The organism is Gimesia chilikensis (assembly GCF_007744075.1).
In the GTDB taxonomy this organism is placed as follows: domain Bacteria; phylum Planctomycetota; class Planctomycetia; order Planctomycetales; family Planctomycetaceae; genus Gimesia; species Gimesia chilikensis_A.
Map to the genome: position 1 here is coordinate 7,017,351 of NZ_CP036266.1, position 20,894 is coordinate 7,038,244.

Sequence of the window (20,894 nt, forward strand, 5' to 3'; positions counted from 1 at the left end):
ACTCATTGGAATCGATTTAGCAGGTCAGCTTTACAGTAGACTGCTTGACACTGACGTGCGGACCTTATTAATCTCTTTAAATTTTCAGGCGATTTCATTATCCACCTGGACGCACAGCGCTCTTGTGTGACATTCGCATTCTTAAAAATGGAATCGACAGCTTTTCTGACTTGTTTATTGCCCCGGTTGTTATAATCATGTCCTGCAAATACTCCTCCAACTCTCACGTTAGGCCACCAAGCATGAATGTCTTTGACCACAGCATCATAACTATGATCAGCATTGCTATTGATTAAACAAATAGTAGATTCTCAATCTGTGAATTCAAAGAATCGCCAGGGCTTCGCTCACGAACAATCCGTACTCGATGCGTTCCATACTTTTCTTGTATCTTTAATACTTTAGAAAAAACAGTCTCTGGATCATAAGGATTTTACCCCCCAGTTCCATCCATGCATCAACCTGCGTTATGGAAAGTTGCGGGCACATCTCTAAAAAATGAATGGCATACTTCCCCTCATATACCCCCACTTCCAGTGCAGTTCGATAATTCGGTTGATTGATGAGATCAGGGAAATAGAGCCGAGTTTTCAATGTAATATTTAATTCATTCACATTTGCTATTCCGAACATAGTTATTAGATTAACTGTGTAATTCTTGCCGGGGCAAAAGTACAACTGACCGGGCTATTTTCGGGATACCTAATTCCAGCGGCGCTGATTATAGTAAGCTCACACAAACGCGTCATGAACTCATCAGCTTTTCTTTTGAACGCTAGTTGCTGTTTTATGGCAATCAAAGGTACTAGCTCCCCAGCTCCTTCAGAACCCCGCCACCTTTCGCACTAATTTAGATACTGGACGTAATTGCGGAATCCGTACTTTCATTCAGTAATTGCCAACGAGATCATATATTAACATTGCAAGAGTCGTCCTCAGCGGATCGGCAAACACTTCAAAATCATTTGCGAGGTCAAATTGAAGGTTTAGGTCATGTTCTTTCATCCAAGTTCAAACTCTGTGCCCGCTTACTAGACGTTTTGTAGCGATCAAAAAAGAAAAGCCCATACTACTGAATTCATCGTAGGTCGAGGTAATTAATACCCCGTAACGTGGAGCCAAGAACCTCAGCACACATCTGTCCATACAGTCTGTAGGCTATATTATTAATTAGAAAGAGATATCCTCACAAATCACATCAAGATGTCCTCGCATACAAACATTTAGTAAATTCTTAGGATTGTGGAATGACATTTACTCTATCTAGGAATATGGCACTAAATCTGCTTTAGAGAGAAATGAAAGCGATCCTGAAAATCTTTAAAGCAGTTACTACAAATCCAATGTTTACCATCTTCTGTAACATATCCCTCGTGCAGACATTCTGCTTCATTAGACCGGCAAAACTTGGACCAACAGAACTCGCAATGGTCATGCTCCCATTCAGCGCTTGGTGGAAAATATTCACGTAATTCAAGAACTGCTCCGTCAAGGTATTTTTCCTGTCCTGTGATTCTCCAGTCGTCCTCATTTGGGCTATTCATTATTCATTTCCTTGGCTCTATTCTACCATCATTGAAAAGTCTCCAAAAATTTCCGTCGGGGTCACGCCAATCCCAATGTGGACCAACTGGTGGTGCGTGATCAAGGTCAGGATGCATAGTTTCGCCAGTTGTGGGATTGTACCATGCACCTTTGTCACCGCCTATCGGTTCACCAGGCTTTCCACGCCATGTCCAATCAGGTCCTGGACTTGTTGATGGAGAATCAGGAATTTTAGGAACAGGATGATTTGGAGTAGGTACATCAATCCCCCCCGCCTCATTATCAGCTTTCCCTCCCACATTACAGGAATCTCCGTTTCCCCCTCCAGCATCATCAGGCTTAAACTTATCGCATTCCGTGCAAGCCCACAAGGTTCCATTTTCTTCCTTGTAGACCTTTCGACCATTGAGTGTACCTACAAACTCACCTGCCTCCGTATGATCAATTCTATTGTTTCCATTTTTATCCAACCTTGCCAAGTCATCAGCGTCAGGAGCCGACTTTTTTATACCTTTCAGCTTTACTTCCAATTTATACTTTCCAGATTGTAAAGCGCGTTTTAAATCCTGAAAAGATTGGGCTGTCTCCCTGACCGTTCCATTGATACCTATCAAGTTTAGTGTCAGGAAACCTGCATTTATTAATGCGTCTGTCATTGATTCGGATTGAAGTACCGCAAGTGCAGATTCTCCTACTCCATACAATTCATAAGAATTTACAGCCACACACACACCTTGACCAGTTCGGCTCCCTTGGATAGCAGCAGCTGCTGCTTTAATCCCAAGCAGGGTTATTATGGTTTCACGTGCCAAACCAGCTGCGCCAACACTAATCGTTTGTGTCCATCCTTGAGCGGCGGTACATTTTGATAGGTAATCTTCCTGGAGTTCTTTCCCACAGAACCCAAATGAAAAAGAGACTATTAGGTTAGCGGATCCTAATATCAGACCTTCTCCAAAACCGGCACAAGTATCAGACTCTTGTTGGGCTCTCGCATTTTCCCACTTGTTAACCCAGCCTCCCATACCTTTGCTTTTTTCATTACAAACTTTGTTACAGGCCCATGACACTGATTCCCCTTCGTTAACTGTCGCGAAAAACCATTTATGTGTTTGTTCTCTTCCGAGAAAACACTTGCACTTAATTCTTTTAGCGATGACCGGTTTTGAAGAACGAGGCTGATTATAAAAATCACGGAAGGTTACCCAGTTAAACTCGTCATCACCGAGTTTTTCCTTACGACTACTACTTCGATCATCAAAAATCTCTTGTACACCGGTATTGAAAGGTACCAGACCACTAGGGTCGGTATCCGTTGCAGCATTGTTACCGACGTAACGATATATGTTGTTATCTCCAGACGAAAAACCGATGGAGTCTTCAGAATTGAATCGGCCTTCACTGGCGTCATAGGAGCGTCGGCGGAGAGTGTAGAGACCGCTTTCGGAGTCACTGTAATAACCTTGTTCGCCCACCCACTGATAGGGATTCTCCGTCGTACCCGTGCTCGTTTTGACTTCGCCAAATACACTGTAGTGATAGGTATCGATTACCGTTTCTGATTCATCGGTCAACTCACGGGTACTGCCCAGCGGATCGAAGTGGTAGAAGCTGCTCTCCGTATCCCGTTTCTGGCTGATCAAGTTGCCAAACGCCTGCGGCTGCACCGTGTACTCGGCTTCCACCGTCCCTACATCATCCTGTTCCAGGATGATGTTCTGATCGTCCCAGAGATAGGCTATGAAGCCAGCGTCGCTCTCTTTTGAGAGCCGTAGCTCAATACTCCGACGGTTCACCGGAGCATACGTGTAAGTCACAAGACTGTTGTCAGGTAACTCGATCCCCGCCATCTGGTTTTCGTAAGTCCACGTGTAAGTGGTAATGTCGTTCGCGGGAGTCTCTTTAGAACTTTGGTTACCATTGCCGTCGTAGCTGTAGGTGGTCAGCCCCGCTGTCTCTTCAACAACCTGCAGGCGATTCGCGCCATCGTAGGAGCTGGTGGTGATCGCGGAATCAGCATTTTCCACCAGGCGATTGCCCACCGGATCGTAAGCAAACGTCGTCAGAGTCGTTCCCAATGAATCAGTATAGCGTTCCGAAACCACCTGCGATGTCGAATCGTAAGTCCACGTCGTGACGTCTCCGTCCAGATTCACACGTTGCGTCCGGTTACCGGCTGCATTGTAAGAGTCGGCAAAGGATGAGAAAGCCGTGTTGCCGGAAGTAAAGTGTGTGATCTGTGTTTCCCGACCGGCGGCATCATAGACCATACTGGTGCGGGTGCCGTTCGCCAGTTGTTTTTGGATGGAGCGTCCGGCGGCATCGTAGGTGAAGCTGGTTCGTTCATTCTGTTCGTTGAGCAGTGTCGTTAATTGACCACGGGCATCGTAACTGTAAGTCGTAATGCCGGTTGACAAAGTACGCGTGGAACGTTGACCTACGGGATCATAGCCCCAGGTAACCCGCTCACCTGCTGGCCAGGCCACACACCGAACCTGATTGATCAGATCATAAGTCCGAGTGAAAGCTCCCTCGCTACTGTTAATCACCAGCGGGTTACTAACAGCGTCGTAGGTCCAGGTGATGCGTGTACCGTCTGGATAAAGACGTTGTGTTGTCCGTCCAGCGGCATCATAAATGTATGAAGTCCGCACAGCATTGGGATCAATGCGAACACTCGTTCGTCCAACTGCGTCATAGACCATGGTTTCGCGTTCATTAAGCGGGTTGGTCGTCACAATCTCTCGACCAGCCGCGTCGTACTGGAATGTCGTGCGATTGTTATTGGCATCTACTAAGCCAATCATCCGGCCAGCCGCATCGTAGACATGAGTCATTCGATAACCGTTTGCATTGACTTCAGCGATACTCCTGCCGGCCTCATCGTAAACAGTGGTGGTAACCTCTCCCAATGGATTGATATTCTCAACAACCCGTCCTGCTGAATCATAAATCATCGTTGAGATTTCATTTAACGGATTGATGGAGGCGATTACGTGGCTTGCATCATCATAAACTGATGTGACTATTTCATTTAGAGGATTGACTGCAGCAACGGTACGTCCTGCTGCATCGTAGACGGTTGTTGAGATTTCATTCAAGGGATCAATCGAAGTGATCACCTGGCTCGCTGCATCGTATCCGGTAGTCGTGATCTGATTCAGAGCATCGAGCACGCGAATCACACGTCCTGCCGGATCGTAGACACTGGTCGTACGATACCCCAAAGCATTGATTATAGCAGTCTGCTGACCTGCTGCATCATAAATACTGGTGGTAATCTCTGCGTTTCCGTTGATGGTTCTGATCTGTTGACCGATGACATCATAAGTTATGGTTGTTCGATTTCCCAGAGGATCAATTTCAACAATCGGTTGGTTGATCTGATCGTAAACAGTCGTCGTCCGTTCCAGTAACGGATTCACGCCGGCGATCACCCGACTGGCAGCATCATAGACTGTGGTCGTAATTTCATTCAACGGATTCATATCAGCGACGCGACGCCCGGCAGCGTCATAACTCATCGTCGCAATTTCATTCAACGGATTGATACTGGCAATCTCACGTCCGGCAGCGTCATAAACCATGGTCGACCGTTCTCCCAGACCGTTGAGCGATGCAACAGCCCTGCCAAGACTGTCATAAACAGTCGTGGTTCGCTCCAGTTCCGGGTTGATAACAGCAATCGCCTGACCGGCGGGGTCGTAGACCGTGGTTGTTGTCTGACTCAAGGGGTTCGTGTTACTGATTGCTTGACCGGCAGCATCATAGGTGGTCCAGGTCACCTGATTGAGTGGACTGATAGAACTGGTGACCTGACCTACGGCGTCATAAACAGTTGTAAAGCGATAACCAAGTGCATTAATCTGCGCCGTTGTTCGACCAACTGCATCGTAGACTGTAGTCGTAATGTCTCCCACAGCATTGATGGAATTAACCTGCTGACCGATGGCATCATATGAAGCGGTCGTGATCTGATTCAGCGGATCAACGGTACGGATCTGTTGTCCGGCAGCATCGTAGATGCTCGTTGTACGCTGCCCTAACGCATCGATATCAGCCACAGCCTGCCCCGCGGCATCATAGACTGTAGTGGCCACGGCTGCCTGGGCGTTCGTCAATGTAATTTGACGACCAGTTTCATCATAAGCTAATGTTGTCCGGTTGCCTAATGGGTCTATGACCGCAATTTCCTGCCCGGCAGCATCATAGACGGTGGTTGTTCTTTCCAGTAACGGATTTATCGTTGCAATGGCCCGCCCCGCGTCATCATAGACCGTCGTCGTGATTTCGTTCAATGGATTAATCGTTGCGATCTTCCTTCCGGCAACATCGTACACAGTCGTGGTGAGATTATTCTGCGCGTCCCTGACGACGATGGGGCGACTGGCGGCGTCGTAGACGGTAGTCGTCCGGTAGCCAAGGGCATCGATGGTGGCGATCTGCCGGGAGGCATCGTCGTAGATGTTCTGGATGCTGTCGCCGAGCGGATCTGTAACGGTGGTAACGCGGCCCGCGGCGTCGTAGACGCTGGTTGTCCTCTGATCGAGGGCGTCGATACTGGCGATGGCTTGGTTATTGGCGTCGTAAACAGTGGTAGTTCGCTGGTTCAATGCATCGATGGTGGCGATGGATCGGCCGTCAGCATCGTAAACAGTGATCGTACTCTGGTTGAGAGCGTCGATGGTTTCCACGACGCGTCCCAGATCGTCGTAAACGGTCGTCGTGACTTCTCCCAGCGGGTCGATTTCGGTGATCCGCCGACTGGCGGCATCGTAGGTATAGCTGGTGATGTTCCCCAGCGGGTCGGTGGTGGCGATGGCGAGATCGCGGCTGTCGTAGGTGGTCGTGGTTCGATGGCCCAGCGGATTGATGCTGGCGATAGACCGACCGGCCAGATCGTAGACAGTCGTGGTCCGGTAGCCCAAGGGATTGATGGTGGCCGCGGCCCGACCTTCCGCATCGTAGACGGTAGTCGTGCGGTTCCCCAGTGGGTCGATGGCCACCGTCTGCTGCCCCAGGGCATCGTAACGGTACCGGGTCGATTCGTTGGCGCCATTGGTGGTTTCAGTCACCTGCCCGTCGGCATCGTAGGTGGTTGTGGTCCGCTGTGCCAGGCCGTTGACACTGGCAATCGCGCGGCCGGCGGCATCATAAATCGAGGTCGTGCGGTTGGTGAGCGGATCGATGCTGGCGATCATCCGGGAAGCAGCATCATACACACTGCTGGTGCGGTAGCCCAGCGGATTGATTGTGGCGACGCTGCGGCCGTTGGCGTCATAGACGGTCGTAGTCCGATAGCCGAGTGGGTTGACGGTGGCCTGGAGCAACCCATCCGAATTATAAACACTCGTCGTGCGGTGTCCCAGCGGATCGATCGTGGCAATCCGCTGCCGCAGGCTGTCGTAGAGATAGGTGGTGATGTTACCCAGGGCGTCGGTGGTGCGCGTCAGCTGATTGAGTTCGTTATAGGTGGAGGTGCTGGACTCGCCGTCCGGGTTTTCCGTTCCCGTCGGGTTGCCGTTCGTGTCGTAGGTATAACTGGTCCGATTGCCGCCGGCATCGATGGTGACCAGTGTGCGGCCGCTGCCGTCGTAGACGGTGGTCGTGCGATAGCCGAGGGGGTTGATGTTGACAGTATTGAAGCCGTCGTCGTTGAAGACACTTTCGTAAGTGGCACCGGAGGGGGTGATCTGCTGCACCGGCTGATCGAGGTCATCGTAAACGACGGTCGTGACATAGCCCAGGGCATTGATGGTCTTCACGCGATTGCCGACCAGATCATAGACGTAAGTAGTTTTATTCCCCAGTGGCGTGCGAACGGATTCCAGACGTCCCACGATGTCGTAACTGTTGACCGTGGTATTACTGAGCGGGTCCGAGGTGGTTTGCAACTGGCCATTGGAGTTGTAGGAATAATTGGTAGTCTGGTTGAGACCATTGGTCTCCGAGAGGACCCGGCCAGCCAGATCACGCGTGTAAGTGGTCCGCAGGCCGAGGGGAGAAACGACGGATTTGAGCTGATCGTAGTTGTCGAAGGTGTATGATGTGGTACTGCCTGAGGGAAGCGTCGTCGCAATCCGGTTCCCATCTGTGTCATACTTGCTGGAGGACGTCTGCCCCAACTGGTTCGTGGCGGCCGTGGGCAGGCCGGTACTGTTATAGGTGATCGAAACCTGCGTGCCATCAGGAGACTGCACGCCGGTCCGCTGACCGTTGCTGTCCCAGAGCATGGTCGACCGGTCTCCGTTCGGCAGAACAACCGTTTTCACACGATCGTTAGCGTCGAACGAATATTGATAAGACTGACCGGCCCCGTTTGTGACCGAACTGATCTGTTTAACCCCCTGAGAGGTGGTACGATACCCATAGGAAACCGTACTGCCCGAACCGGGATTCTGCATGCTGGTCAACATGCGATCGGACCAGGTGTAGTAAAAGGTTTTCCCGCCGCGGACGATGGAGGTGACGTCACCGTTGGCATCCCGGGTGATCGTGGTCACTCGATTTTCAGCGTCGGTGACAATCTGCTGCGAACCGGAATAGGTGTAAGTGGTGATGGCGCCCGCGGGATCGATCATCCGGGTGACACGGTTATCACCGTCGTAAGAATACTGGTAGTTACGGCCTCCCGGTAACGAGAGGCTGGAGATGTTTTTAATATAGCCGGCCCCCGAATCGGGTTCGGTATAACCAAACGACAGGGTGGGTTGTCCCGGTGCGGTATAGCTGGCTAGATTCTCGTTACTGTAGCCGAAACTGTAGGGGCGTCCCGAGGAATCGGTATAGCTTGAGATGGCAGGATTGCCCTGAATCGTAGTGTAGGAGAGGTCGACTGACTTTCCGGTAGAACTGATAAATTTCGAGGGGACCTGAATATGATTCACTGCGGTCTGAGTCACATTCCAGGGTTGTCCCCCTCGAATGATCTTCGTCAATGTGCCACTGCTGTCATATTCCCAGTTCGTATTGGAGAGGGAGTCGACTTCTTTGAAACCACTGCCTGCAGTCGTCAGGTAGGTGGCACTGCCCGGAGGTGTCGTATAGCTGCCGCCGCCCGAGCTGATGTACTTCATGCCGACGCCGCGATCGCCCATGACAGGCACCGTCCCCGTACCACTATTACTGATGAAGAGTTTGCGGTTGACGGAAGTTGCCGTGCCAAAACCGGTGGACCCCGTGGTATGGATCCGGGTGTTAACCGACATGTTCATTATCGAACCGATCGGGTTGGCGGGAGCTGACGACAGAGAGACATTCATCTGGCCCACGGAATTCAACTGTCCCGGTCCGGCCGACAGGACGCCATTCATCATATTGTTGGCCCAGTTTCCTGAGTCCATTCCCGTAAATCCGCCACCGGCGTCTCCCAGACCTCCTCCACCAGAGCCGGCACCATTCATGCCCCCACTAAACCCGGGGTTGGTCCCTCCAACGGCGCCATCACCACTGGTCAGTGCACCAGAACCACCATTACTGGAAGCCCCCGGCAGAGGACAATCTCCCGTGGGGCACTGGTCTGCGGGGACATCGACGAAAAAGACCACACCGGACCAGAGTTCGGGACCGGAAAGACTGCACCAGAGTGCCTGCACTATCGCATAAGGGGTGTTACCCACCTGACTCACCGTACCGACGCAGTAATCGCCACTGACGGCTCCATCGGAATTGGGGGATGTCCAGACGATATGATCGCAGATTTCGGTGGAAGGAATCTCACACTCAACCAGCAGCTGCAGGTCGATTGAGCCTCCGGCAGGAATGTAAAAGATGGTCCGGTTGCATTCAGATTCCACCTGGAACTTGTATTCTACTTCCTCGTTTACAGGTAGAACTGTTACTGTCGCAGGGTCGGGTGGAGAACCGCAGGAACTGCTGGAACTGGATTCGGAACTCTGGCTGCTGTCGCTCGACAGGTCACTACTGTCGCTGGAAAGATCGCTACCACTGGATAAGTCAGTGGTCTCGGAGCTGCTGCTGGAACCCGAGCCACCTGGCCCCGCGTTAAAGGCCATGACGGCCAGTTCGGCTGGAGTCGGATTTGGAGAAATAAGAAATCGGCCAGGTGTCGAACTACTGCCTGTCGTGCCCGGAGATGAGACAGGGTCATCCATGCGTGCGGTAACTGTAATCGACTTTGGCCAATATGGCTCTGGTGCCTTACCTGCATCTGTGAAGGATTCGAGCTGCAATACACAGGGAGCCCCCAGATCCGGTTGTGCAGAGCCGGACCAGACTGGCCCCAGCTTGACACCCTGGAAACCAACTCTTACCCTGAGACCGCCATTGTGCGGCGTGGCATCAAGAGTGAGCATGGACAGCCCTTGATGCGTAGGAAAACGATATCGCCAGCACACGAGCTCAGGTTCGCGAAAAACACAGGAAAGAATATAATCGCCAGCAAATTCTTCGAGTTCCAACGGGATTTCGTCTTCGACATCAAAGACAGAGACATTGAGTTGGCCGGGAACCAGACGAAACCAGTTCGGAGTAAGGCTCTCTGTGATGCGGGGTAAGGGATGCGATTTAACAACTGGGGGTGTATCCGAGATGTTCTGCTCAGGAGTTATGTTCTCCAGGATTTTATAATCTTTTGTTTTTGAACGTGTCGTGCGTTTTACAAGCCTGCCAGACTGATGGTCATACTCCTCTATCGTCTCAGAAGATTGCACGTTGGCTTCAATCACGCGTCGACGTTGTTGTTTGTCCCGACCTTCATCCGATGGATTGCTCAGAGAATTCCTGCTACTCATTTATCCTGATTCTTTCTATTCAATAAATTGAGGCCGATGAATCAATCTCAATTCGAATGTCTATTCGCTATTCCATTCCCAATGAACTAGGTGAATTGAATTATGGAGTATCAGTCTCACTCTGCACTGATAAACTCTGATGTTTCCTGGGGAATTCGGGATCAAAATCAATAGCGACTCGATTCCCCTTAAGACCGCTAGCGGGTTTAATTGTCGATGTGGCCCCAATATGTTGGACGAGCGTTGGGATATGGACAAAATAAGGGAGTTGATTGCGCTGGCACCAACTCCCCACGACTGGATCAATATTCCTCACCCCACTCGAAGGGCCATGATGGCGATGGTTCAAGACGACGGGATCGCTCAAAAACTGTCTCACCCCTGGATTGGAAAAGATATAAGCAACTGCGCCCCACGCCGCCCAACCTCGATTGATTTCACGAAACCCAGTTAGATCCCGAACGTGTTCACGACTGGGGCAATACAGTGAAACGACACCAACTTCAGCAGCAGGCCAGAGAGTATTTTCAAGATATGCCCGCGCATCTCGAGCCACCAAGGCATCATCCTGAAACATTAGATAGGCGTCTGCATGAGGCATACGCAAATAAAGTTCTGTCAGCCCAAGATACCAGTTAGGGAAAACGCCTAGCGTTGTACTTCTCATTGAGAAGGGGTAGTTACTGAAGATCTTGCTTTTGCTTGAGAATGGTTCTGCAAATAATCGGGGAGAATCCCACCCAGCCAGGGAGAGACTTTGCAGACATGACTCCAATGTGGGAGACTTGCGAGGAGCTGTTGTGACCCCAACAGCCCAATTCCATTCCAAGACACCCATTCGACCTCCCTGTCATATTGCAGTAAAGTGATTACTGCAAATGATCCTGACAGCCTCTGCTCAAAGTTGTGACAACGCCTGAACATTAGAGGCGAATGACACTAATAGTCAGTGGGATTTGCAATAGATCCAATCATGAAAATCGATGCATAATTTCTATGATAGGATGACAAACACGAATCAATACACAGAACTGTCGTTCAAAACAGCCAACGCAAATAGTTGTCACAAGAACATAATACCTGTATGTATTTATCGTTTCAGTATAGTACTCGAACAGCACTTCTGTTTCAATAAAATTTAAATAAATTCATGCAGGAAAACTTCGTTTTGAGTCATCATATATGCACTGTTTCGAATCTATGGCTTCCCGAAAATCAAACACACATCGATTGAAATTAAACCAGTCCATTCAAATTCTTTTGGTATCTCGCCAGCAATACCGATTGAGAAAGTGAAAGGTATATTTGAAATGCAGGTTGAAACGCATCGAACGGCACCAATGAATTGGGCAGTTGGAATGACAACGGCTCCTAGAATGAATTCGACATTGAGCCAAAGCATCAACAACCTGAAAGTAGCAGGCTGGGCTCAAATGCGTATATTTGCTGAGCCTGGTTCCTCCATCCCAGCAAATATATCAGGAGAAACCTCTGTATCTCTACGTGACCAGACTCTAGGAGCTTTTCCCAACTGGTACTTGGGGTTGACCGAACTGTACCTGGATAATCCTCACGCTGATGCATACCTGATTTGTCAGGACGACATTGTGATGATACGTGACACGCGTCAGTATCTTGAAGAATGCCTGTGGCCGGCTACAGAAATTGGCGTTGTTTCACTTTATTGCCCCAGCCACGATCATCGTGATGATGCCTCTGGGTTCCTGAAGGTTAAATCAGGATGGAATACATGGGGAGCACTCGCTTATATTTTCTCAAATCCCGGAGTACGTGAATTCTTGAGTGATCTGATCGTGTTGAATCATCGACATCATGGACCTCATCAGGGACTGCGCAATATCGATTCCATTGTGGGTAGCTGGTGTGAGCGAAGACAACTTCCCTACTTTGTTCATGTCCCAACTCTAACTCAGCATATTGGTCGATCCTCTACAATCTGGAAGAACAATACCAATGAAGGTCGTCGAAAGGCCATAAAATACGATCCCCGGTTGCTACTGAACGAGCCAGAATCGCAAAACGATAGCATATCCGAATAAGAAGCTATTCGTATTTCCAAATGGAGTGGCCGGCCTGATTTGTCAACCAAAAGGATCATAGTCTTTTCAATTACTGGTTTCCGCCAGGGGCAGACCATCCAGCTCCGCAAGATACTGTTCCAGCCGTCCATCTCCGGCCGGAGTCCAGTCGCAGATCTGCCCCAGGTTTTCTCCTAGAATTTCCTGGTAAGCGGGCCACCACAAATTGATGGCTTGTGAACGAAGATGCTTGCTACCATGCATATGCCAAATTCGGACATCTTTCGTCTTACCGGCATAGATGGGAGAACAGTTCCATCGGCAGTCCAGCAGCTTATGGGGGTGATAGTGTAAAAGAAGCTGTAATGCAATTTCATCACAGATAAATGTCTTACGTCCGATTAAGGCCAGGTCATACCATTTGGGTATAATCTCAGCGTTTCGTCGCAAACCAAACACACCGCCATTTATTGCTGGTCTTGTTTGAAGCCCCTTTCTGACCAATCGATCGATACGACGTTTTGTTTTCCCTTCGAGGGAGATTTCTTTCCAGGCATTGATGCGTTTGCGAATTGTTTTTCTTTGTGTCGTCCAGTTTGAAAATTGTGTAGCCACCATATCGCATCCCTCAGGCAGTTCAAATAATTCCTGAATCGAGCCCGTGACCAGAGTGTCCGCATCCAGATAAACTGTCATGTCAAATGGAGGATCCTGCAGAATGGCAAGCTTATTTAGAAAAGCGGCATTTTTTCTGCGCATCACACGTGGAAACTGACGATGCTCCACATCCAGACGCGGCTCTGACGCGAGATTCTTGCCAATTTTATGAGAGTCATCACCGATTGTATAAACAATAATTGGGCCGGAATAATGTTTTCGCAAGCTCCAGATTGAAGTGAGCATCCTAACGGCATGCGCAGTTCCGCAAAGGAGGTAAACTACCCCTTGTTGCTCTCGCTGAGTATCGATTGGCAAAATAGCTTGAGTCTCTATTGAAGCACGCTTTTTCTTACAACCGCAACCACACCCACGACTTGATTTGGGGGCAACTTCGAATGACACCTGATTTTGAAAATGCTTTTTTAGTGAACTGTAGCGTCCCAGATGTTTCCAGCCATGTTTTGTCATTCGCACTTTTCGATAAAAACGGTTCTGCCGTTCCGCACAATACCAGAAAAATGTGTCATGAGAAGGGACAGGAAGCCGTTTCGGGCAACACTGAAGCATGTCTTTGGCCCACTCCGTACGACCAAAGAAGCACCAGGAAGTGATTCGCGAATGGATCACTTTATCTCGTCCAGGTTCAGGGTGAAGTTCCAGGTCATTATAGCCAGACAGTTGAGGAATTTGCTGAGCCCACCGATCCAAGATGTCGATTGCTTCAGGGGGTTTTGTGTACCCCCAGGGATGTGACACAAAAACAGGATACTCGTCCTGATCATTTACAGAAAACCATTCCGGATCAATCCATCTTTTCTCTTCTGTAGCAACTGTGTCTGTATCTAGCTTGAGAAACCAGGGGGTCTGCACATAATTAGATACGGCAAAGGTAATCCCATTCAACATTTTTTCTCGTTGCGAACAATCTGGCATCTCCCATTGCACGCGACGCATATCCGGATGGTCAAGAAATCTTAGTTTACAATTCCAATCAGAAACGGGAATACTCCCGTCGCATACAACCAATAAAGGATTTTGCAGTAGCTCAGGTTTAAAACGCTTCCAAGTCGGCCATACCAATTCCAACTCTTTGACGTGATGCTCGTCGACGCCAACAATGGTTGTAAATGAAATATTATTATTTGAGCTATGATCTTGAATTTTCATTCAGTATTGTACCGGTCTATAAAAAATCGTCCCTAAAACACATAGAATTCTTGTCCTTCACGTTTATGCGAGAAAACAAGGGTCTCAAAGTTAAAGCTCGACAGTGGGATCATCCCGCCCTGCCACAGGATGCCGAATTCGTAGAACATCGGCTATTTTGACCTTTCTCGCCTTATGCCCTTCTCGATTTAATAGCTTGCGGAAATGGACGTCTTCATAAGCCCTCTTCCATCTCGAAGCTGGCTTCTCCCATTCTTTAGAATCTTTCAGATATCCATATTTTCGACAAAGATCCCCTGAGACGATCTGCACGCCACCGATGGCGCGATTTAACTTCATGACTTCGGTGAAATGTTCACGGATAATTTCAGGAGGCCCTTGCCATTGGCTCGCTTCCTGAATCAAGTCATAACCGGTTTCGTGAGTTGTTCCATAAACTCGTTTCGGATAGATAAATTTATGATCTGGTTGAGCCATGAACCGCATTACATCATGTAGCGAACTTCCATGAATGAGATAATCACAATCCGTGAACCAGACAACATCAGCTTTAGTTTCCAGCGCCACTTGATTGCGGCCTATCCCTCGTCTAAACAATCGTTCTTTCTCAAGTAATGTCGTTTTAATTTTAACATTTTCCGGCAAGGGCAATGTTTCCAATTCCTGCAAACGACGACAGGTTGCGTGATCTTCCTGACTGGTGACCACGTTGAGTATGAGATTAATCTCTTTGGGCGGAGGGTGATGGAAAATCGTTGCGACCTGATATGTCAAACAGCGCCAATAACGCCAACAATGGGTAACAATTTCAAAGTTCACAAATTACATCCTTGTCTCAGATAGCATTTCACATTTATCTTCCATTCATAAGAGAATTTAGGAATTCATAAAACACTCGCGCTCTCTAAATTCAAATTGTTGTGTCAATCTTGATTTCCATTCAATCGACTTCAGCATTAACCAAGGTTGCTGAGGCAGGTTTACTCTTAAAGTGATGTTTCCAGCCATGTTCTTTCATATTCACAGTCACAACAGATTGTTCTTGATACATCGCACAAAGATGCAAAAATCGAACTGGATGGATGCCCTTGAGAAAATCTGGAAAGCAATCATTTGTTAATGGGATAGCGGACCGTAGCCAGTCTGTATTAAACCAACAGAACCATTCTGAAACGGTAGGTAGCTCGACACGCCCCCCCTCCGGAAGATATTCCTTAGAAAATCGAGGTGTGTTACTGTTTGACCGGCCTGATTCCATTAACCATTTTTCAAATCGAACTAATAAATCCGGAGGCTTGAGGTAGTTCCAGGGATGAGCGACCATAATTGGGGAATTTTGTTTATCCCCGGATGGTTGAAACCAGCGTGCCTGGGGCCAACGGTTACCAGTTTCACTCGCTCGGGCAGTTGGGTCCATTAAGAGGATCCATTGTGTGCGAATTTGTTCCTTGAGATCATTTAAAAATAATCCCAGATGATCTTCCAGTGGTGATTCCTGAAATTGAATGAACCGGGCTAATCGCAGTTCTTTCATCTGACGACATTCCTGTAGGACACTAGAATTTCCACGTACAAAAATATTCGTTTTGAGTAACCAGGAATATCGCTCCCACCATGTTGGCAGGGATTTTTTTAGTATTGAAATATCTTCTGAATGGAGATTAAGTACGATTGTGGTTGTTGGGACTCCGGTGGGATGAAATTTCTCAGGGACCATCGGCACCGTATTCCCCTCGGGAGAAATCACTGTCTGATTCCACCCTTTGCGATCGTACATCCCGGCGGTATCAATCGCCTCCGGTGTATCAGTAGTGGCTAAATGAATCGCCTCATCATAAGGCATATGCGGGAATGCTTTTAAACCGCTGGGACTGGTGCAATTGAATATTTCCAATCCTTCGTTATCAAAATGTGGTTTCAATTGTTCCAATCGTGTATTCAAAATCCGGTATGAAGAATTATTCCCATTGACTGATGACTTCGACCTGTCTTGGTCAAATGCATAATTCTGCTGACCAAACTCCATGCGAAAGTCGCAGCCCAGTAGAAAGATCCGTCTGATACCCAGATAAAATAGAAGGCGTATTGCAATATACATCACAGAGCGAGAGCCCTTGTTTCCCTGAGAGTCCGCTTTCTTTGAATGATTCCCCCAGTTAAATGTATCTTCATACAACCAGCGTTCAGGTTGGAAATCTTCATTTCTACGGTAACCAAAAACCGTAGGCATATCTCCAACTTTTTGAATAGACGGTTGTAATTGTCCGGAGTCATCCCTGACCGCAAATTGTTTTTCCATATGACAGAGTGGGACGAATTTCAAGATGGCCGGGTCTCGCCAGATCACATCATGGAAGTGAGTAGGATCATCAACACTACACCATAAATGAGGACGGATAATTGTAGCAGCGTTATTCACCGCGCAAGTTAATACACCTCGCGTGTTGAGTTTCTCCAGGTCATTTTTGACTAATGAAGGACCAGAGCAAATTAAAAACGCAGATCGGCCCCGATACATGTCGCCAAAGAACAGATTATGTCCGTCACGCGTGAAGATCATCGGCGGAGGCTGGAGATATCTCCCCACATGGAATCCCACTGTTCTCTCGCGCGCATGTCTTAGGTGTTTATGGTCATTTTCATCACGTGCCACTCCGCGAGAAGTCAAGCTTATGTGCTTTGAATCTGACACTAGTTATAATTCCTTGTTGGAAGATTTCGATTCACAACTTCTAAACTTAATTGCCATTAGTAGCTGATATTTTCTGGCTTGAATGTTTCTGGCAGTACTCCAGATTTTGAACGACATCTGGACGATCCGGACGATATTTCAAAGATTCCGCAAACGCGTGTGCGGCCGTTTCATATTTACCCTGCTGCATCAAGACGACTCCTAAATTCGCAAATGAAGCAGGATCATCAGGGTTAACGGAAATCAATCGCTGTAAATAGTGTTCTGAATCGATGGGGTTACCACATTCGAAGTGCCAACGGCAGATTTCATTTAGTAGTGGAATATTGTTTTGATCAATCTGTAGTCCAAGTTCATAATGTAGTTTTGCCTGATCATACTCTTCAGAAAGGATGGCGAGTTTCCCTTCAAAATAGTGAATCAGGGACTGAAGGTCGTTTCTAGACTGGACACCTTGAAGTAGTTGCCTCAGCTTCTTACTTTTATTCTGCGACAACAGATTTTCGCCAAGACCGCGCCATCCAGGAAAGTATTCTTGGTGTTCACTCGTCAGAATCCGCCATTGATTTTCCGCTTCTGGAAAGCGATCCCAGTCTTCATAGACCACCGCCAGATTATGGCGCGCCTTAAAACTGGCAATCCCTTGATCAACGCTCGTAAAACTTCGTTCGGTTTCCTCATCCAGAATTCGATGATATGTATGAGCAGCTTCTTGATATCTTTCAAACTGATGATCTAACAGAGCCAGTCGAAATAATAATTCTTTATTATCGGGAAACAGCTTGAGACCATCCTTAACGATTTCCCATGCTTGTTGTCGTCGATCCAATTGAGATAGCGCATTGACGAGCAGTGCATACGCCTTACAGAGATGAGATTCAGCTTGGCCCGAAACATTGATACAACGTGTCAGATAATCGACGGCTAATTCATATTGCCCTGCATCAGCGTGAGTCATACCCAGATTGAATAAAACAAAAGGATGTTCGGGACGATCATTCAATTCTTTTTCCAGCAATCTAAAATCCCGTGTTAGCTTCCGGGCTCTTCCTTGCTGTGATTGATCAGAACCCGAGTGTACGACATAAATACCGGTCCAGCCTACTTCCCCTTGCGCCCTGCGTATGGACGGAATAATCTGTTCGTGAATTCGAAACTCAAACCGTAAGTCAGGACGATTCCGAAAAAGTTTAACATGGTCCACAGCAGTGATATCCGATGGTTCCTTACCGGGACAATGTACCTGGGCGACATACCCCATCATCTCGTCCGGATGAGGACCATCGACCAGTTCGCGCAACTGCCTGCCGCAATGCTCGGGTAAAGTGTCATCCGAATCCATCCAAAAGATCCATTCACCACGTGCATGATCTATTGATTCATTGCGAGCGGCTGCAAAATCATCCCGCCAGGGCCAGTGGAAAACTCGTGCCCCCAGTTCTTCACAAATATCAGGAGTTGCATCTTGTGATCCCGTGTCGACTACAACGATTTCATCAACCCATGGCTTCAGAGTCTCTAAGCAGGGACGAATCGTTTCTTCATTATCTCTTACAATTAAACAAGCGGATAATCGGATTTGATTGGGCTGTAATTTCAGCCCCTGTGCAGTTTGTTCGACTGTAAATAAAGGCCTGTCTTTTCCTGATGTGACTTGCGTGTGCTTAAATTCGGTTGGCTTTACAGTTCCAGTTGAGCCGCTACTTGGTGAGTCCCATTTCTGCTGATAAATTTTTTGATTTTCCTGTAGGATCTGTCCCAGGTTATAACCTGCTCCCTGAAACGAAACACTTCCGAAATGATGCACAAAACTATCGATCGCGATCAAGGTCCGATAGCCAACCCCGCGGGCACGGCGGCATAAATCGTCATCCTCAAAATTCCCTACCCCAAATCTCTCATCCAGGCCACCAATCTGATCGAGCACTGATTTTTTTATCAATAAACAAAAACCAACCAGTCGTTCTGTTTCTAGTACCTTTCCACGATTTACCTGCCCCCAATCCCAGGCAAATCCATCCAGCTCATTAACATGGCGATAATTGACGGCAATCTGCTGAGGACCACTGACCTGATTTGAAACAGGGCCAACCAGACCAATTTGATCGGAGGAATACAGAACATTGAGCATCCGCTCCAACCAGCCAGTAGACACAATCGTGTCATTATTTAACAACAGAATAGACTCACCTGTGGCGAGTTCGATTCCCTGATTTACTGCAGCTGGAAAACCTCGGTTGCTCTCATTGCAAATCACTTTTGCACCAGCAATTGATTGCAGATATCGAGCAGTTCCATCACTGGACGCATTATCGACGAATATCAGTTCAATCGGCTCATCTGTTCTGAGTAGAATGCTTTCTACACACTGTTTCGTAAACTGAAATTGATTATGGGTGACGATTATGATGGAAGTCTTACTTCCTTTCCATTTATTTCGACTTACTGAACGCGTGAGGTATTGATATGCATAAAACTCAGCTGCCTCATCTACAGAGGCGGCCCGAATCTGTAACCCACCAATCGAAAGTTCAATCGGACTTCCCTGGTTCACCCAATCCTGATATCCCTCTCCCCCTACCATCTTCATCTCTTCTACGGAAAAACCTGTCCGATAGAGGAGTTTTTCGATTTCCCTCCGCGTAAAAAAACGAACATGGTCAATGTCAAGTAAGCCGGCAGTTTCGTAGGTCCAGTTACCCGCCAGCAAAGAGCGGATAATTGTATGGTTTCGAATATTGGGGAGACTTGTGACTAGACAACCATCCGGCTTCAGCCACTCTTGGGCGAGAGCTAATACAGTTTCTGGAGAACGGAGATGCTCCAAAACATCGGCACAGACAATACAGTCAAACGAATTATTTTCGAACTTAATGCTACCGGATTCGATATCGCCGTTTAATACCTCATCAAGATTCTTTCGTGCACGTTGAGCAGCAACTGGGTCGTATTCCACACCTGTGACATGTGCAGCTTGACGACGTTTTATTGATGCTCCCAGCCTACCTCCGCCACAGCCAATTTCCAGAATGTTCCGAGCCGTTTCGGGAATCATTGCCAGGACATCGGCGCGGTCATGTTCAAAATAATCATTCGCTTTTGTCTGAATCGAGGAACGTAACACAACTGATGATTCATTCATTTGGTTGCCGGGAACTGCCAGTTCTTTTTGCATTTCAGTAGTATTGCTAATAGCATTCAGCATCGATTCCATGCGATGGCGATAGGTGTGTGCCCGCAAGACCTCCTGGCGTCCCGCTTCTGCTATTTTTAAACGCTCTGCATCATGGTGTAGATAATATTCCATCACTTCCCATAACTGATCGTCATTGGAATAATTAACTAGATGTTTCTGATCCTGGAACAATTCAGCCTGCCCCGATGATTCCGGTAACGAATTTGTAATCATCAAGGCGCCACTACACAGCCCCTCAAAAACTCGCATATTGAGATCATCGAGTAACGATCGATTGAATACAATTTTTGAGGCTGAATAAATTTCGGCCATTTCATCCAGATATCGATTGCCAACAAAAGTCTTTGGAAACCGATGCTGAATCAGCGAAAGTAGGCGTTCACGTTCACCGGGAAAACCATTTCCGACAAACGCCAGATCGTACCTTAAATCGACTTTTCGCTTTCCGTGAATCTCCGGGTCACAGGCCAGTGGTAACCAGGATGCGTTCTCAATCCCGTCTGACACTAATTTTAAGACCCCACGCTTCTGTGCTGCGAAAGTCCAGTCAGCCTGTTGTGCCAGGATCAATGCTCTTTCGTATTCAAGATGGGTGTCAATGGCCCACCATGCAGCTGGCTTAAGATGCTCTGGGATCTGCTGAATCAAACCATCATCGACAAATAGAAAGAGATCGAAGTATTGTCTGGGAATAGCATCGTATTCATCCGGAGTAAAATGCTCTACTTCGGCCAATTGACCGGAGCAAACTAACTCTCCAAGTGCCCTACGGCAGTAAAGTCCTGTCGTTTCCGGGCGGGGTCGGTTATCGAAAATCACAGCAATCCGTTTCACTTTTTTAC

General features: G+C 48.0%; 7 protein-coding genes. 1 reads left to right on the top strand and 6 read right to left on the bottom strand.

Going from position 1 to position 20,894, the window contains the following annotated elements:
• Positions 1-1,547: 1,547 nt before the first annotated feature.
• Entirely contained in the window at positions 1,548-10,298 is an 8,751-nt protein-coding gene (locus HG66A1_RS26510) for an RHS repeat-associated core domain-containing protein (protein ID WP_145191366.1), read from the bottom strand.
• Positions 10,299-10,398: 100 nt separating this feature from the next.
• Positions 10,399-11,136 carry a hypothetical protein gene (locus tag HG66A1_RS26515; protein ID WP_145191369.1) on the bottom strand — a complete coding sequence of 246 codons (738 nt, stop codon included), beginning with the start codon at positions 11,134-11,136 and terminating at the stop codon, positions 10,399-10,401.
• 472 nt (positions 11,137-11,608) lie between these two features.
• On the opposite strand from HG66A1_RS26515, the gene HG66A1_RS26520 reads away from it, so the two are divergent.
• Positions 11,609-12,358, top strand: coding sequence for a hypothetical protein (locus HG66A1_RS26520; protein ID WP_145191372.1), 750 nt, complete (start codon positions 11,609-11,611; stop codon positions 12,356-12,358).
• A gap of 66 nt (positions 12,359-12,424) precedes the next feature.
• Here HG66A1_RS26520 and HG66A1_RS26525 read toward each other — a convergent pair whose 3' ends face one another.
• The 4 genes from HG66A1_RS26525 to HG66A1_RS26540 form a co-directional block, all read right to left on the bottom strand.
• Positions 12,425-14,164 (bottom strand): hypothetical protein, encoded by a 1,740-nt coding sequence (locus tag HG66A1_RS26525; protein ID WP_145191375.1) that lies wholly within the window; start codon positions 14,162-14,164, stop codon positions 12,425-12,427.
• A gap of 90 nt (positions 14,165-14,254) precedes the next feature.
• Positions 14,255-14,983, bottom strand: coding sequence for a glycosyltransferase (locus tag HG66A1_RS26530; RefSeq protein ID WP_145191378.1), 729 nt, complete (start codon positions 14,981-14,983; stop codon positions 14,255-14,257).
• A gap of 121 nt (positions 14,984-15,104) precedes the next feature.
• A complete protein-coding gene (locus HG66A1_RS26535) occupies positions 15,105-16,856 on the bottom strand; it encodes a hypothetical protein (protein WP_145191381.1) in 1,752 nt (583 codons plus the stop codon).
• A 46-nt stretch (positions 16,857-16,902) separates the two neighbouring features.
• Positions 16,903-20,886 carry a glycosyltransferase gene (locus HG66A1_RS26540; RefSeq protein ID WP_145191384.1) on the bottom strand — a complete coding sequence of 1,328 codons (3,984 nt, stop codon included), beginning with the start codon at positions 20,884-20,886 and terminating at the stop codon, positions 16,903-16,905.
• Positions 20,887-20,894 lie beyond the last annotated feature (8 nt).